The 14175-nt window shown below is 37.9% G+C and carries 7 protein-coding genes and 1 pseudogene; 3 read left to right on the forward strand and 5 right to left on the reverse strand.

Annotated features, from left to right (window positions below; all coding sequences use genetic code 11):
- Window positions 1–28: 28 nt before the first annotated feature.
- The 5 genes from dptH to ACH6EH_RS19435 all read right to left on the reverse strand — a co-directional run bounded on the left by dptH (window position 29) and on the right by ACH6EH_RS19435 (window position 10473).
- Entirely contained in the window at window positions 29–5314 is a 5286-nt protein-coding gene (dptH, locus tag ACH6EH_RS19415) for a DNA phosphorothioation-dependent restriction protein DptH (RefSeq protein ID WP_397333488.1), read from the reverse strand.
- Window positions 5295–6674, reverse strand: a complete 1380-nt coding sequence (dptG, locus tag ACH6EH_RS19420) for a DNA phosphorothioation-dependent restriction protein DptG (RefSeq protein ID WP_397333489.1) — start codon at window positions 6672–6674, stop codon at window positions 5295–5297. The genes dptH and dptG overlap by 20 nt, the downstream gene beginning before the upstream one ends.
- Window positions 6674–8947, reverse strand: a complete 2274-nt coding sequence (gene dptF, locus ACH6EH_RS19425) for a DNA phosphorothioation-dependent restriction protein DptF (RefSeq protein WP_397333490.1) — start codon at window positions 8945–8947, stop codon at window positions 6674–6676. The genes dptG and dptF overlap by 1 nt, the downstream gene beginning before the upstream one ends.
- A gap of 696 nt (window positions 8948–9643) precedes the next feature.
- Window positions 9644–9925, reverse strand: coding sequence for a nucleoside triphosphate pyrophosphohydrolase (locus tag ACH6EH_RS19430; protein WP_397333491.1), 282 nt, complete (start codon window positions 9923–9925; stop codon window positions 9644–9646).
- 296 nt (window positions 9926–10221) lie between these two features.
- Window positions 10222–10473 (reverse strand): hypothetical protein, encoded by a 252-nt coding sequence (locus ACH6EH_RS19435; protein WP_138224769.1) that lies wholly within the window; start codon window positions 10471–10473, stop codon window positions 10222–10224.
- Window positions 10474–10646: 173 nt separating this feature from the next.
- Between ACH6EH_RS19435 and ACH6EH_RS19440 the strand changes: the two genes are divergently transcribed.
- The 3 genes and pseudogenes from ACH6EH_RS19440 to ACH6EH_RS20260 all read left to right on the forward strand — a co-directional run.
- On the forward strand, window positions 10647–11045 hold the full coding sequence (locus tag ACH6EH_RS19440) for a (deoxy)nucleoside triphosphate pyrophosphohydrolase (protein ID WP_138224768.1): 399 nt from the start codon (window positions 10647–10649) through the stop codon (window positions 11043–11045).
- Window positions 11046–13931: a DEAD/DEAH box helicase gene (locus tag ACH6EH_RS19445; RefSeq protein WP_397333492.1), complete on the forward strand. Its 2886-nt coding sequence runs from the start codon at window positions 11046–11048 to the stop codon at window positions 13929–13931.
- Between the two features lie 121 nt (window positions 13932–14052).
- Window positions 14053–14175, forward strand: a pseudogene (locus tag ACH6EH_RS20260) (IS256 family transposase); the annotation flags it as partial.

Raw genomic sequence — 14175 nt, forward strand, 5'->3', positions numbered from 1 at the left:
AAATCCTTATCGGATTTGCCTCTTTTCTTTAAATTCTGCTCTGCAAAGGGGTAATATTCACTACGGTTTCCGTCGGAGGGGTGAGTTCTCCACTATCCAATAGTTGGGTTCCTTGAACAATACATTGACCTTTTCGAAGGTTATTTAATCTTTCTTCCCAGTGCTTACGTTTACTCGATTCTGCAGCTAATGAACTTGATACAAAGGATACTTCTTGATCTGTCTGAGCAAAGTATATCTTTTGTGCAGAGTTTTGCATTCTCGCTAACTCATCAGCATCTAACTGGGATTTTAAGAACTGGGTTGCGAACCAACCTGACCAACCAAATTTACGACCTTCCGTCAATATTTTGGCTGACGGAGATTGCTCGCGGTGGTCCAGATTTTGTGCTTCATCCAGTACTAATGGCACGGGCTTAAATTTACTTCCATTTCTTAATAGGTAGTTCCATAAATCCCATAAGATAAATTCGGTGATGATACGCTGTACGTCATTCGGATAACCAGTTAGTTGGATAATATTAACTACACCATTGTTGTCAATCATATCACTCCAAGAGAAGTTATGGTCATTAATAAATATTTGTCGATCAATGAACGGTCTGATTTGAGACAATGCTGTTTTTGAGGCGCTACCAGAATCCTCCTCCAACATCTCCCTCATCACATTAAGATCCATCCTGTCCTGAGCTTGCCCAAGCCCATTTAATACAGCCTCATAGATAGCATTTAACTGTTGGATTCCAAGAGACTTATAAACGGAAGCAAACACACTCTTTATTCTTTCTGCAATATCCGTATCAGATTCAGGGAGCGTGATACCACCTATATCTCTTATATTTCTTTTAAACGGATTGATTGGAACCTTTTCATTGTATACAACTCTTTGATTAAGTTTAGGGCCCAGAAATCCAACGAATTCGGGTTCAAGCTGATTCGGCAAGAAACCTTCAGTATAATCAATCACAATGCTTGATATATCTTGCTTGGATAATTCTAGCAGTAAACATTGCATAAAATAAGTTTTCCCTTGTCCAGATTTCCCTGAGATCAGTAAATGCCTATTTGCTAAGCCAGCATGATCATATTCCCAGAATATTTTTCTTGAGCTATTTTCCGCAGTTCCAATAAGAACTCTGATATTCCGTTTTTCCTTACTAGTGATCTGATTGGTAATGTCATTGTTTTCATCTAATCCTTTTTTATCTTTTAACAGCATAGAAGTCTCTTTCGTAACAGAAGAATCTCGCTCTTCGTGTATATCGACTTCCAGAAGCAAATCTTTGTTATTTACGAAAAGATTATCAGTCTCTAAGCTCATTCTTGAACTTTCTCCTGCTGCTGCTGTTTCTTTTAAGGACCCATTAGGATCAATATAAGCACTTGTAATACTATGATCATTGGATTTGGTATTATATTGATTTGATAATAAATTTTCCTTAATTAGATCGTTATCTTTATGCTGCATCCATGTATACATTTCCGCCATTGATTTTATCAAACCATTTAATCCATCAGACTCAGTTAAATTTAGATAGGTTACTTGATCTGTAAGTTCTGTAGAGCGATGATAAGCATCTTTTTGAAATGAAATTACAGCTCCAGCTCCAATAATATGATCAACATCGAAGGTTATTTCGATCTGATCGTGAACCAGTTTTTCGATAACATGCTCAGGCATATCAAAGTTTTTCTCAGGCCAAAAATCACTTGAGTGAAGTTTCGCTGCATTTACAATGAATAATTGAGCGAAAAAGTAGCGATAAAATCTTGAAGTAAATGGCATTTCTGCATTGCTGAGTGCATCTTGAAAGATTTTTTTAGTCTTTAAAACCTGATTGGCTGCTTTATCCTTAACGTTATTGTTATTTATACCGATTTTAACTTCAATTGGATAGAAATGAATTAGCAGCTTTTGTTCTTTTTCTTCAACTCCCATCAATAACAAATCATCACTATGAACGCCTCTTACTCCTAAATTTTTGGCCGTGAATGTTCCATCTGTTTTACTAAGATTAGAACTGCCTGCTACCCTTAAAATTTCTTCTAACGAAATGGGGACCCAGTGAATATCAGAATGATCAAAATAGGCAAGAGCAAATTTGATCGCTGAAATAATACTAAACTTCTCACGGGAATAATGTCCTTTACTCCCTATGATTTTTAGCAACCATTCTCCGTTAAATATGTTAAACGCTTTTATAATGTCAATCGCTTTGTCTTCTGCAATACTTAATTGATGAGATCCAAGATACTCACTAATAACAGAAAGATAATGATTAGATTTATTTGTCACTGTAATTGCATCATATCCATTGGAAGAAGAGTATTGATCACTATAGTGAATAACAAATAAGTTCTCATCTAACTGATTGAAATAATCAAGATCTAGATGCGAATCCACAAAAGTAACCCAATGTGATGAATCAAATATCTTTCGTAAAAATTCCTCATCTGCTGTCGTAGTCCTCGATGTTATAGCCTCTCCCTTATGAAATGAATCGTTCCCTTCATTCTTCAAGTTAGCTGCAAGCTCATTCAGGCCCATACTAAGATCAATTAATGGATTGGAGTTCTTGTTATTTACATAATATTTTGTTCCAAATCCTGAGCGATAGTTCTCTTCATATTTAAAAGATGGTAGATAAGAATATAAACCATTAAGCGCGATTCCTGCAGGCATTTCATTCATAGGTTGAACAGCATAACTTTCCTTCATATTCATTCGATAGAATGTAATATGCGCGTAATCTAATTCTTTACCAGGATCAATATACTTCTTATAATACGATATCGATTTACGGATTAATCTTAAAACATTGTTCGAATCAAGTTCTTCATGCCTCCATGTTATACCGAAATATGCAAATAACTCTTCACTAGAGTTTATTATAGACAAACGATCAAACTCTGTTTCCAAACTGTACTCACGAAAAAGATTAATATGAAGCTTTCGAAGATTGTCCACTCCCTTTTTCTTGATACTCTCAATAAACCATTGCAGTATTCCTCTTACAACTTCATGATCATTCTCAATATTTATTAAACTAATATTATAAGGTGCCTTAATTTGATCGGTGAACAGATAGGAGAAATGTTCTTCAAATTGTTTAAGCTTGTGCATCACAATAATTGATAAATATTTGTTAGCATCTGTTACACTAACTTTATTAATATTTTTATAGATGACCCACTCATAAGCGTCAGTAACAGAATCTGACTTGTAAAGATACTCTTCTTTCCTATTCTCATATATAAATGGCAGCAAACTTTCAGGCCGAAGTCTTTCGAGAATACGATCATCCACTTTTTCACCTTGGACATCTTGCTCTAGCTGGAGCTGGTAAGCAATATTTAATGGATGATATGGGGTAAAGAGTACATCTTCATTATGATGAATAATACCTAATTTAAAAAGGTCTCTGCCTTTTCTGCCAACTGGTCTTCCTTCATAAAAAGAATTAATCTCTTTAATATATTCAGCAATGTATTCTTTCGCCCGCTCTGCGATTTCCTCATTCATATAACATAAGCTTGGCGTTGTTTTATGAGTTATATAAGAATTGATCAAGCGATTATAGGCATCTAATAATTTTGAGCTAAGCTCCAAATCTTCTGGATGCAGCTGGTCGGATTCCAGAACGGCGCTCTTTATTCCTTTTTGTTTCCACTGCTCTTCCCATTCGAGATATTTTATAAATTCGTTACTCCCATAATAAACAGAACTTCCGACTTTTAATTTGCTCCCCTCTCTATTGTAGATCAATTTCTCTTCTCTTTTACGTTTCCAAAGACGAAATGCAGTAATAGGCACATTACTCTTGTCCTCAACTATAAATTGAACAGGTACAATAACTGCCTTAGAAACAAAATGAAGTTGTAACGGTAGTTGGTTACGTTCATTAAAAAGGTCACTATTTAATGAAATTTCTAGTAAGTCGTCATTATTGATATGAATTTGCTCACCCGCCGCATTGATTTTTGCTTCCCTTTTCTGATAACCTTCTGTTCCAAGTAAATAAGTTTCCTGATCCGTCTGAATATTAATTGTCCGGTTCTTCGTGTCAATGAAATAATCGATCTCTAGAAAGGAGCAATCTTGAACTGAAAGAGGAAGGACAACTGCCTGTATTTCGCAACCTAAATTTGCTTTTCCATTATGCTTATAAGTAATCTTGATAAATGCAGGTTGATTCAGCTCTGATAAACTGTATTTGAGGTTAATGTTAGTTCTGGCTACCTGAAAATGAACTTCAGCTTCCGTAGTTTTTACTTTGAACTGATCGGCTTGCAGGCTTTTGCTTTCTCCTTCCACTAAAAAGGATAAAGACATATTAATTTCTGTTTTTTTGTCCGGATTAAAGATAATCACATGGCGCTTTCTCTCTCCAGCAGCCGTCTGCTTGTTAGGCTTATTCCACATTTTGAGCTGTTCGTTTAAATCAATCTGCTTCAGCTCCACGGTTTGATTTCCTACCTTTTGAGCTTCATCAAATGCTTTCTTTATATCCGTATAAGGAGTATTGGTCCATTCGTTCACATCTTTGAGTTTTGGAGCAACACTGGACGAAAGTTTCTTCTCCAGTTCCTCAATTTCTAAACCTAAATCATGAATATGACGTACAAACTCAAACATTTCACGATTCTTAGATATTCTTTCTTTCATTTCTTTTTTACTGTATGTGCCAAGATCAGGATCTTCAAATAACCCGAAATCCTTGTATTCACTAGGGTCTATCTTTCCTTTGAAGAGAGCCGTAAATATTTCTTCAAAATCAAAAAAAGTAATATGCTGAAAGCTGGATTCAGATAGGATCTGCTCCATTCTTTCCGTTAGAATGACTTGTTCTACCTTATCCAATACACTATTGTCAATTTGCTCCTGCAATCCTGACTCAAATGTTTTGGGATGCAGAGGCATACCCTCTTTTTGTAAATCTGTACTTCCACCTTGAATGGAATCTAGTTGTTTAAACACAATGCTTAATAAGGCAGTATCTTTCCAAATTCCCTGCTGCTCACCAACCTGGTTTCGTAAAGTTACTAAAAAGTCAGGACTAACTCCAGGGGATGTAAAAGCAACAACTAAATTAACATTACTGATCGCTACACTAAAAGTATGATACGCCGAACCTTGATCATGTTGATATACAAACGGCGTACTCATCGATTGTTCACGAAGTGACTCAACTAACGTAAGTACCTCTTCTTCGTTTTCCAACTGTAGAAAATATCGTTGTCCAGGTTGAATGTTGATTTTACTAAAAAATCCAATCAAAAGATTAGATACATAGTTATAAAATTGGTTTGACATACTGTGCATCCCCGCTATCACTTTTTTTATCAATAAAGTTTAAATTATCTAATGTTTCTAAAACGACTTTCTTAGAATGCCGGTCTAAAGCTACACCTCGTTTTTCGTATTCACTGAACAGTTGATTAATAGGAATACGTTTATCCTTAACAGAAACGGCAGTCAATAAGAGGAGCATTTCATGATTTAACATTAAAATTGTTCCACTGCTTCCTCTTGTTCTTAAAAACTCTGAACCGAAATTTTCAATATTTTTCCCGTAATTGTTTCGTGCTTCTTCATTCATACCTTCTTTAATGCTCTCGAATAATAAACGAAATGCAGTCTCAAGATCTTCTGCCTGTTCTTTAGGAGTAACTCTCTCCCCAAAAATTTCTCTGTACTGCTTGATCCATTTGTTTAGATCATCTAGGTACTCCTGCTTTTTCTCAGGTTCACTGAAGTATTCAATGAGTTCAGGATAAGTAAAGAAGCTTCCTTCCGAGTTTTCATGAAACGTACTCATTTGCGACATAGTATGGACATGAGGGAAAAGTAAAGGAGCTCTCTGTTTAATTCTTTTGAATCCTTCCGTATCACTAGCTGCCTTTCTTCTCTTGGAAATAACCCCTTCCCAATCAAGTGCATAGTAAAGCGGCGTTGACTTAGTGTAATCACCATTATTAAACTGCTCAAATTTAAGCAACAATTGACAAACATAGTTAAAAAAGTAAAATTGAGTTAAAAAAGGAAGTGATTTAATAAAGTATTCATTATGACGACTTATATAAATAAAGTCTTCACAGTACAACTTATTTAGAAAATTCAATTTACACTGGTACTCGGTTTCTAAAAAGCTATCATCCGTTGTACAATCTAAAGCTCCAATGATTAACTCAGATAACACATCTTCAGTTTCTGTGTCTCTAAATATAGTGGCAATCCTCTGATCATTATTCACTAATATTTCAGCTGCACACTTTGCTACTTTTCGACGAAATAGATTATCAGAGTCAGACCCTCGCAAGTAGTTGTATATATAAGGATGTATTAATTTAATATCTTCTAATTCACCATACAAATAATATTGTAAAAAGTTTTCAAGCTCGTGCTGGAGTAACCCCTCCGAATTAATACTTTGCCCAATACTATAAATTAAGGGGTTTACTCCTAAGGCGTCTAGTGAACTAGTTCTTTTTTTCTTCTCCTTAATCCGCGTAATATTACGAACATAATCTCCCAAAAGAGGTTGAAAACTGCCCTTCACATATTTTTTAGTAGTAGTAAAGGGAAGAACTTTTTTTATTTCCCCCTCACTGTGTGCAGGTGATTTCTTCTTGTACAAGTTATTGGCTATCTCCGTAGCGTTTAAAATCGGCATTACATGTTCCCTCCGGTAAATGAGTATCCAGAAAATTCATCTTTACTCAGGTAGAAAATTTTATTGTCTGGAGTATAGTGGATGAGGATTTGATTTTTCTTTTCCCCACTGCGCATTAATTTCTCAATAAATTCAACAAAGTGAACCATTTCCTCTTCATCTTGTCTATTAGGCCCATAACCATCTAACACTTTTCTAAATAGATTAAAGAGCGTATAGTCGAGTTCTAAGAAATGAGTAGATTCACCAATATCAAACGCAATAATCATTCGGTCCTTGAAGATTTCCAACTCATCGCCGCCCTGCATTTTTATATGATTAATATTGGGTTTAAGCTTCATCCGCTGAGCTAATCGGTATTTCTCATGAACAGGACTAATATAGATATAATCATCCTTAGGAGATCCTTTCCACAGATAGATTACTTTGTTGGTTTCGTGATATATCTCTCTAATTGAATTTGTGTCTCTTATATTAAAACCATACAGCCTTTGCGTATACAGTTTATAATCTCGATCCCTTGTCTTGTCATAAAAGTAACTATTTTGTAAATAGGCGGTTAATATAATGGCATCAGAAATTTTATTAAAAGCTTGATGATCGACCTGTTCATTTCCTTTCCAAAATGAAAGGAACCAGCGATTTGCAACATCATCAGAAATATATTCCTTAATCACATCCTGCTTATTATAAAGAGAATGAAGAGCCACAATTAAATCATCAATCTCCTTTGATCTTGTCCGGTTAAGTGGGCTAATCTTGTTGAACCATTTTAAAAGACCAGACCGATCTTCCCGATTAAATAGTAAGTTAGGTGTTATATTGTCCAGAACATCATAGTCATCCATTTTCACAATACTGGACGGATGATCCGGCATGATAATATCGACTAAAAAGTTTAGAAACGTGCGTGCCGAGATTACTAACTTATATTTGATAATAATCTCAACAACTAAATCCAATATCGTTTTCTGTATCTGTTCAATTTGTAAAAATTCATAATTATAATGAGCCATCGTATAAACACCGGATTCAAGATCTTCATGATATGCCAGATAAAATGGATTCTTCTCTGACTTCATAAAGATTTTTTTCATTAATTGACTATAAAAATTAGAAGTAGGTCCTTCTGCAGTCAACTGATAAGGATGATAGTCCCCAAAGCTCACTAAGTCGAAATGCTCCGAAGTGAAGTATGGTGTCAATTCAGGGGTAAATATTCCACTTTTATCTATGAAGGAGCCCAATTGTTTAAACTCAGTATTATTGGAATCATAAACAAAGTTATGTAGAACACCCATATTGATGGCTAATATCACTTTTTGATTAGATTTTTTTAAATTCTGATCTCTGTATCCTTCAAGCGCCTTCACTAAAGTCTCCATCGCATTCATTTCTGGAGAATAACTTTCAGTTGCATCGTTAATAATGGTGTACTCTTCTATTAATTCAGGACGATATGAACGTAAATAAGCAAGAAGGTGAGACTTTCCATCACCCACACTCCCACAAACAAACAATAAGTTGGCGCCTTGCTGATTGTGCTTTCGTTCTAGTAATTGCTCTACTTGTGTTTGCGGTCCACGATTTACATGAAGATATTCTTTGTAATATGAGAAAGATCCTGCCGATTCTACAGCTTCTTTTGAGGATTCCTGAAGGCGCTTTAATTCTTGTATTAAGTAGCTCTCTCCCTTGGGTAGGTCTTTATTTAAAATAGAAGTGTCTTCATCGTTAATCACTTTTTCGACCAACTCTGGTTGTTGATCTTGTATTAGTCCATTTTCCTTCAAATATGATTTAACCATTGATTCAATTTCTGAAGTTTTTATATCAGATTGCGGCTTAGGCTCCTCATATTCAGGAGCTTCAAGATGCTGAAATGAATAAAGTTCCAGAAACCATACAGCAATTTTGTAAGCATTTTTGTGTGCGATAAATACATCTGGATAGGTGATATCTGAGCCATCATGTGCCCCAATATTTCCAATCTTTCTAACGGAGTTCATTGCTAGTTGAATATCTTGTCCAATAAATCCTTCTGCTACAAGATAAATAATCTTGTCTGCAAGTTTTGCATAAAATATTGAGGGCATATTAATATTATTTTTTTCAAACTCCAGTACCTTGTTAATTACCAACTCTAAAAATGTTCTTGCTTTGACTGCAGCGCTCCCCTTATCTTGAAAAAACAAATGGTCAATGAGTCCGAATTCCCTTGCTGCTTCTGGAGATATAGATTGAAGTACATCAGTTAATGCTCTTGAGCTCATATTTTTTATCCCTTCCTGTAAATTAGTCTAAATATGTAAAAAGAATACCATATTATAGTTAATTTAACCTATATCTTTTCGTAAAATATACATGTTCGACACAATCAAAACTACTTCTTCGAAAAAATTAAGATACTAATGAATCAATTCCTTATGATTAATTATATAGAAGTATTTGTAATCACACTATACTCAATCCTTATTTTGTAATACTTGCACTGGTCACCTTATCATAATTCTCCTATGAAACACGAAAAAATAAAGAAAAAGCAAATTATGACTAATGAAAGCGCTAGAAAGCCTTATTGATATTAGTAATCTGAAACTTATGGTTTATTTATTTACTAAAGTCCAGTCTAAATTATTAATATCACTATTCTATAGCTTAAAAGACACTACAGTATGTCAGCGAATGCATGTTCCTGGATATCAAGGTCAACATAGAATTTTTATAACTATAAAAGTAATGATCAGAATTTTGAGAGCAACCAATCTTAATTTACTTAGAAGCTGTGGTGTATAATGGTAATTTACAGAGAGCAATCTTGAGGATGGCGAGAGGCTACGTGTGGCGATATTAGAAATGAGAACCTTGAATGAGGATAAATAAGTAAATACCTCTACGAACCTTGTTTAATTGTGATCTTAAAAATTTTACAAAACAACAGGAATCTCACTACATTACATCAAAGTCTGTTAGCATTGTCCTGCCTTCTGCTCTCTCAACGCTTCAAGCTGCTCCCAGCTTGATCCATGTACAGCAGCCAGAGACCGAATGACTTCAAGCATATCTGCCAGCTCTTCTAAAGCTTCCTCTGACTTCGACGCGGCAAAATATTCCTCTGATTCTTCCTTCAGCTTCACGTTCAGCTCTTTCTGGTACTCTTCATCATCCAAAATCCGTGTCCGGCATTCCTTGCCGCTCTTATGTATAATCTCCGGGATCAGATCCCGGACAAGCTTGTTATATACTGGCATGGGTTATTCATCCTTTGCTGGTTGGTTGTGTAATTGTATTGTAGCATGTTAACCGGCATCTTTGGCGCTTAAGTAGAGCAGAAACACTCCTATTATAAATAGTAAGATGGGTATTAAAATCCACAAAAAGCTAATATTAAACAGACTGTACTCAAAGGCTCCAAGATTTATACCTGCTGAATAATGAACGGATCTTAATGCTGAAACAATAAATCCTGCACATAGGACGATAACGGATGAGATAATGGACGTGATCCCTAACAAAATTTTGATCATAGGCTCCTCCTTTTTACCGATCAGAGTCCAGACTCTGCTTGAATTTTTTCACCTAGTGTTGGTGAAATTTTCTTGAGAGAATCAGAAGCAATGCCTTGTGATAATAATTGAGACTCTACTAAATCTAATACATCGTAATAAGCAAAATTCGAACCCAACCTGTAAGATTTATCTTCATCACTTTCATCTGCAGGTACATCCAACGTATCATTATATTTCTCCTGAATAAGTACAATTAAGTCACCAAGGAAATCTTTTAATTGTTTATCCATTTCCCCTACTCCTTATCTTTTTACCATATCTACCATTAACCAGAAATCGTTATAAAGTCCTCATCGATTCCAAAATTTTCAATCACACGAGATAGCCCCAATACCGATAAATATAATAGAATAGACTAAAAGCTACATGTATTTACCAGAATGCAAGACCGGAGGGAAATGAATTGAAAAAGAACATCCATGTCGTCGGAGCTGTCATTATCGAGAATGGAAAAATTCTCTGTGCCCAGCGCGGGGCTACAAAAGCTTTAGCATACAAGTGGGAATTTCCCGGCGGCAAGATTGAGGAAGGCGAAACGCCACAGGCTGCATTGAAGCGCGAGATCGATGAAGAGATGCATTGCAGCATCGAGATTGGCGAGCACATCGAGACGACCGTGTATGAATATGATTTTGGCATTGTGCATTTGTCTACTTTTTATTGCCGCCTTCTAAACGGAAAGCCTATGCTTACTGAACATGTCGACATCTCCTGGCTGTATCCGGATGAGCTCATGTCCTTGGATTGGGCACCCGCAGACATTCCTGCCGTACACCGAATTCAAAAGGATTTGATTACATAGATGGATACCTCTACTCAACAGCTCAACCATTCTCTAAGCTGGGCGTTCATCAATCACCAACAGGAATCATTGGACAAATACAAGCCGAAGCTGCTGGTGAACAACAAAGGAAGCAAGGATTATGTCCTGACGCCACTGCTGGAAGAACTGGATCACTGTCAATCCTTCGTGTTCTCTGTTGCCTTTATCACTGAAAGTGGACTGGCTACACTGAAGTCTCATTTGCTCGACCTGAACATGCGCGGGGTTACGGGTAAAATTCTGACCTCCAACTATCTTAACTTTAATCAGCCAAAAATCTATAAAGAGCTGCTGAAAATCACCAACGTAGAGGTCCGGTTATCAGACCTGAGTGGGTTTCATGCGAAGGGTTACCTGTTTCACCATGAAGGATACTCCACCATTATTACAGGAAGCTCCAATCTGACAGCCTCTGCCCTAAAAGCCAACTATGAATGGAACGTGAAGCTGACTTCTTTTAAGCATGGCGGTCTCCTGGGGCAGTTTCAAAGTGAATTCAATAAGGTCTGGGATGAATCCGTCCCTTTGTCCAACCAGTGGATTGATGCTTATCAGATTCTATACGAAGAGGTTACAAAAGCCACTCGAGATGTGAGCCAGGTGCTCCCGCTCGCTCCAGAAGGCATTCCGCAGACGGTGTTCAGCCCTATTGTGCCAAATACGATGCAGATGAACGCGTTAAAAAATCTTCAGGATCTGCGCGCCACCGGAGCGCAGAAAGGGCTCGTAATTTCGGCAACAGGTACAGGCAAGACGTACTTGTCCGCATTTGACGTCAGAAACTTTGCCCCTAAACGTATGCTGTTTGTCGTTCACCGGGAGCAAATTTTGCAAAAAGCCATGCTCGATTACCAGCGAATCCTTGGTGGTGAAGATCGAGACTATGGCATATTATCTGGAAGCAGCAGAGAGACGGATGCCAAATATCTGTTTGCTACTGTCCAGACGATATCAAAAGCCTCCACTCTAAACAGCTTCGATCCTGAAGCGTTTGATTACATTTTAATAGACGAAGTGCACAAGGCCGGGGCCAGCTCGTATCTTAACATCATAAATTATTTTCAACCTGCATTTCTGCTTGGGATGACCGCTACGCCGGAGCGGACGGATGACTTCAACATCTATGAGTTGTTTGACTACAATGTGGCTTATGAGATTCGTCTGCAAGAGGCGCTGGAAGAAGATATGCTGTGTCCATTTCATTATTTTGGAGTGACCGATTTTGAATATAATGGCCAAGTGATCGACGATACCGTAATGCTCTCTCAGCTCGTTTCGGATGAACGGGTAGCCTATCTAATAGAAAAGATGGAGTACTACGGTTATTCCGGCGAGACGGTAAAAGGTCTTATCTTTTGCAGCCGGAAAGAAGAAGCGCTCGAGCTTTCTAAGCTGCTGAATATGCGAGGATATCGAACCGTAGCGTTAACAGGAGATGACCGTCAAGAAGAACGGGCTCGCTGTGTCACAGATTTGGAAAATGGGCAGCTGGACTACATCCTGACCGTGGATATCTTTAATGAAGGAATCGATATTCCGTGCATTAACCAGGTGGTCATGCTGCGCCAGACACAATCCAGCATCGTATTTGTTCAGCAACTGGGACGCGGCCTACGTAAACATGCGGGTAAGGAATTTGTGACGATCATTGATTTTATCGGAAATTATAAGAATAACTACCTGATTCCGATTGCGCTCTCTGGAGATAAGTCGCAGAACAAGGATAATATCCGCCGTCATATGAAGGACACGAGCTTTATCAACGGAATTTCGACGATTAATTTCGAGGAAGTTGCCAAGAAACAGATCTTTCAATCCATCAGTAATAGTAATTTAACCGCGCTGAAGATCCTAAGAGAGGAATATATTCAGCTTAAAAATCGTTTAAACCGCATCCCTACGCACCTGGATTACTTGGAGCACGGCTCGATCGATCCGCTGATTTTCTCAGATGAGCACGGGAGCTATTATCATTTTTTGCAGAAGATTAAAGAGCCAGTTCCTTCACTAACCGATCAAGAGAAAAAGTATTTGGTTATGCTGTCGGCGGAAGTGCTGAATGGTAAACGCAGGCATGAGATTGTTTTGCTGAGCCAGTTACTCACAGCGTGTCGTGTTACAGCCCAGGAATGGGTCCACGCTCTTGGTGAGCATAGATGTTCTGTGGATTCGCAAACACTAGATTCCGTGAAACGTGTGCTGGACATGTCCTTTTTCACGGAGCCGACAAGGAAGAAATATGGTGACACCCCCGTCGTCGTATTCACGGAGGCGCAGCAGTTTGTATTTCATCCGGTGTTGTCGCAGTCCATGCAGAACAATGAATATTTTAAGGAAATGCTTACCGACATGATCCAAGCCGCTTCACATATCACGGAGCAATATGATTGCCATGAACACCTTACGCTCTATAAAAAGTATTCCCGGAAGGATTCCTGTAAGCTGCTCAATTGGCTGAGTGATGAAAGCTCCACCATGTATGGGTACAAGACGAAGTATCAGACCTGCCCCATCTTTGTCACCTATCACAAGCATGAAGGGGTTGAAGCAAGCACGAATTATCAGGAGGAATTTATTTCTCCAGAGGTATTGAAGTGGTCCACAAGAAGCAGACGAACTCTGGAATCGGAAGAAGTCCGAACGATCCTTGAGGCAGACGAGCGGGGAATCGACTTGCACGTATTCATCAAAAAGGACGATGCGGAAGGAACGGAGTTCTATTATTTGGGCAGAGCTCATCCCGATCCTCAAAGCGCGGTCCAGGGGTCTATGCTCGATAATAACGGCAACTCCATTTCTGTTGTGCATCTTAATCTAGTACTGGAGCAGTCTGTGGATAGCAAGCTTTATAGGTATTTGACTTGAGATTAGTGTAGTGAGGGAAGCGGCGTCGCTCTGATGCGACGCCTGCTTGAGTCTGTAAAATAGATTGTGTAAACTCCCAAAACTATTAAAATGAAACATAGTAGAAAGGTTGGGAGAACACATGGGACTTTGGGATAAACAACAGTTGCGCGCCTTCATTAAAGAGAATAATCTGGTGACCGCGCAGGATGCACAAAACGCCTTGAAAGATCTGTTTGCAGAAACACTTCAGGAAATGCTGGAG

Source organism: Paenibacillus sp. JSM ZJ436, from assembly GCF_044383795.1.
Lineage (GTDB): Bacteria > Bacillota > Bacilli > Paenibacillales > Paenibacillaceae > Paenibacillus_AQ > Paenibacillus_AQ algicola.

Coding starts and splice junctions, on each gene's coding strand:
- ACH6EH_RS19430 (WP_397333491.1), bottom strand. CDS start 9,925: ATGCCAGTATATAACAAGCTTGTCCGGGATCTGATCCCGGAGATTATA.
- dptH (WP_397333488.1), bottom strand. CDS start 5,314: ATGTCAAACCAATTTTATAACTATGTATCTAATCTTTTGATTGGATTT.
- ACH6EH_RS19435 (WP_138224769.1), bottom strand. CDS start 10,473: ATGGATAAACAATTAAAAGATTTCCTTGGTGACTTAATTGTACTTATT.
- ACH6EH_RS19445 (WP_397333492.1), top strand. CDS start 11,046: ATGGATACCTCTACTCAACAGCTCAACCATTCTCTAAGCTGGGCGTTC.
- dptF (WP_397333490.1), bottom strand. CDS start 8,947: ATGAGCTCAAGAGCATTAACTGATGTACTTCAATCTATATCTCCAGAA.
- dptG (WP_397333489.1), bottom strand. CDS start 6,674: ATGCCGATTTTAAACGCTACGGAGATAGCCAATAACTTGTACAAGAAG.